2 protein-coding genes are annotated in these 3,717 nt (G+C 34.9%); both read left to right on the forward strand.

Annotation, left to right across the window (positions count from 1 at the left end; translation table 11 throughout):
• The coding region (locus tag ACKI2P_RS05505) for an Ig-like domain-containing protein (RefSeq protein ID WP_407375765.1) at window positions 1–2,164 on the forward strand (2,164 nt) is incomplete at its 5' end.
• Between the two features lie 290 nt (window positions 2,165–2,454).
• Window positions 2,455–3,648 (forward strand): hypothetical protein, encoded by a 1,194-nt coding sequence (locus ACKI2P_RS05510; RefSeq protein ID WP_407375767.1) that lies wholly within the window; start codon window positions 2,455–2,457, stop codon window positions 3,646–3,648.
• The last annotated feature ends 69 nt before the right edge of the window (window positions 3,649–3,717 follow it).

The raw sequence follows: 3,717 nt of genomic DNA on the forward strand, positions 1-3,717 counted from the left end.
TGTTGTTGTAGACGGTTATGATGTAACTGTTACTGTTAACGTTGATGAAAACGCAACAGGATTTGTTAAATTCACATTAAACGGCAATAATATTTTTGCTGAAGTAATTGATGGTAAAGCTGTCATAAATATGATTCTTCCAGCAGGAAATTACACTGTCCCTGCAGCTTACCTTGGAGATGACGACTTTAATGCAAATGCAACAGAAATTGAAATCGAAGTTAGCGAAATTTCTCTTAATGATACTCAGATTACTGCTGAGATTTCATTGAATGAAAACAACGTAACCATTACTGTTTCTGTTGATCCTGCCGCTACAGGTCTTGTCAGATTTGAAATTAGTGGTGCTGAGAAGTATACATTATATGCAGATGTGATTGGTGGTAAAGCTGTTCTTGAAGATGTTTTAGCCGCTGGTGATTACAGTGTTTTAATTACCTATCTTGGTGATGATAAATTCAATCCGAATTCAACCACTGAAACATTCACCGTTGTCGGACATGTTAAAAATGATACATCTATTGATGCAGTATCTGCTGTTGCCAATTATACAGTAACAATTACCACATCTATTGATCCTGCAGCTACTGGTCATGTTGCCATTGCTGTTTTAGGTCAGACTTTCATTGTTCCTGTAAATAATGGTGAAGCAGTATTTAGTTTCGATTTCGCTCCTGGAAATTACAGTGCAGTTGTAACTTATTTAGGAGATGATAATTTCAATAATGCATCCACTGTTACCTCATTTACTGTAAACGAACCGGTTGTTGAATTGCAAAACACTACTATTTCAGTTGATGTTAGTTCTGTGGAAAATAATGTAACAATTGTGGCTATAGTTGATAGCGCCGCTACTGGTTTCATTGAATTTAATATTGGTGGTAAATCTGTTTATATTGCTGTTGATAATGGTGTGGCAGTTTATGATGTTGTTTTACCTGCCGGAAATTACACTGTTGTTGCAACCTACATGGGTGATGATAAATTTTATTCCAATGCGACTTCATCTGAGTTTACAATATCTGAAAAACAAAAAGAAGACACTAACGTGACAATAAATATTCCTGGTGATATTAAAACCGGTGACGATATCCCTGTTGAGGTAAGTATCCCTGGCGCTACAGGTAACGTTTCTGTTATTGTTGACGGTGTTGAAAATGTTGTTCATTTGGATGAAAACGGAACAGCAACATACACAATCCCTGAAGTAACTGGCGGAGAACACAGTGTCGTTGTAGTCTATGACGGTGACGATACACACAACGGTGCACATGCAGTTGCTACTATTTACCTTGAAGAGTTCGCAACCAGATTTACAAACGTCACTGTTGCTGACGGAAAAATCACTGGTATATTAACACTTCCTACCGGTGATGGATTGCCTAACGCTGTCATTGGTGTAAAAATCAATGGTGCTGTGTCAAATGTAACTACTGATGCAAAAGGTGTATTTACTGTTGAAGATGTCTTTGGAAAAGTCGTTGAACTCAACTATGCGGGCAATGGCACAATTTTACCAACTGACATGTCAATCGACTTAACAGGCGTAGTATCTGCAAGACAGGCAACACAAATAATCGGAAACAACTACACACAATATGCAGTCGAATATTACGCAGGTGAAAGAGGTCAAGACTTCAAAACACAACTCTTTGACCTCAACGGAAACCCTCTTGCAAACAAAAAGGTCTTCATAGGAGTTAATGGTGTAATGCGTGAAAGAACAACTGACGCATTTGGTTTCACTAGTGTACAAATCAACTTTAAAGATGCAAACAGACTCACATTCGCTGTAGCATTCTTGGGTGATGAAGACTACAATGCAAGCATGGCAGTATACTTAATTGTCATTGTGAAAAAGCCAGTTAGCATTTCAGCTCCTACAAAAACTTATAAAGTAGCTACTAAAACAAAAACATACACAGTTACCTTAAAAACAAATAAATGTGCATCTGCTGACGGTAAAACTTACTTCGGTGCAGGTAAAAAAGTAACATTGAAGGTCAACGGTAAGACTTACACTGCTAAAACAAATGCTAAAGGTCAAGCAACCTTTAAAATTACTAACCTGAACAAAAAGGGTAAATTCGCTGCGGTTATTAAATATGCCGGTGATACTACCTATAATGCAGCAAGTAAAAGTGTAAAATTAACAATTAATTAGTGAGATTATTTTTTTCTCACTAAACTTTTTCTTTTTTTTTAAACTTACTTAAATAATTTCGAGTAATGCATTGTTTTGTCATATTTTGCCTATCTCATGTCATGCTAAGAACTATTCTTTCATTGATTTTCGAGTAGATTAATCTTTGATTACTTATTGAATTGTTATTTATTCTTTTACAATGATTTTAAGATGTAAGTTGGTGCTTACATTCGAAAATCTTTATATATGGTCTCCAATATACTAGTAAGCAGAGAACAAGTTTCTAAAAAATTAGGAGGGCGTTTAAAATGAACAAGTTAGCATTAATTTCAATTTCATTATTGGTTTTAATCATCGGTTTTGGCTGTGTAGCCGCTGCCGATATGAATGGCACCATTGATGATTCAACTCATGCGGTTGACAATCAATGCGGTATTGATGAAATAAGTACTCATGCAGATGATGTGAACGATAATATCGATCATTCTGTTGCAGACTATGCAGATAATAGTCAAAGCGATGTAAATGATAATATTGGTCATTCTGTTGCAGATCATGTGAATGAAATAACTGATTCCTCTCCTGAACCTATTAACAATGATGCGGGGGTTTGCGATTCTGTTAAAGAATTTTCACGTGATAACATTACAGGGCCTGCAGATAATATTGGCAATTTAACAATTCAAAATTCAACTCAGGGCTCTGCACAAAATCAAACAATTATAATAGATAATTCAACACAAAACACTTCAGGTCAAACTCCATCAGTTGTAAACATTATTGATGATACTCCAAAAGAGATCAAAACAACTGGCGACAAGTACAAAAATCTTAAACCGGACATTGAAAAATACAGCAAATACTTACAGAAACATCAATACACAAAAAATGCAAACGGAAAAACATTCTCTGAAATGGACTTACTTTTGGAGATTCACAAACACTATTCCTTTGAAGACACTGTAATAATTGCAATGCACGTATTAAGAGACAACGGATATAAAAAAGTAACCTTACTTGGACTTGAAGGCATGCTGAAACAAATGATGGATGGAACATTAAATACCTATGCTGATGAGATGAATGCTTCATACTACAAAAATGAAATGCAGAAAATACACAAATCACATGAATACCTCAATAAGGAAGCTAAAAAATACAGTGATATTTTCCTTAATAAGGAAGGCAAAAAATTTACTAAATTTCCGGAGTACAGTTATTGGTACAGGGATTTGCTTGTTGAAATTTACCTTGATCATTCAAGCATTGAAGAAACAGTATTGATTGCCACTTATGCCTTGCAAAATGCAGGACTCAATGTTACAGCAGCATCTTTAGAACATACATTCGATTTAATGATGAAAGGTACACTACATACAGAAAATGGCCATATAGGTGGAGATGCATATTTCTTTATATTGAGTCTGTTGAAAAACTCTCATCAAACTGGTAAAAATAAAGATAAAATGCATGAAACATATTATACTGTCTATGGCGTTTAGAAATCTTTAGAAAAATATAATTTTTCTTATCTGGGAGTTTTCCCAGGTTATTTTCTTTTTTTAATTTTC

Source organism: Methanobrevibacter sp. (assembly GCF_045541095.1).
GTDB lineage: Archaea > Methanobacteriota > Methanobacteria > Methanobacteriales > Methanobacteriaceae > Methanocatella.

Coding starts and splice junctions, on each gene's coding strand:
- ACKI2P_RS05510 (WP_407375767.1), top strand. CDS start 2,455: ATGAACAAGTTAGCATTAATTTCAATTTCATTATTGGTTTTAATCATC.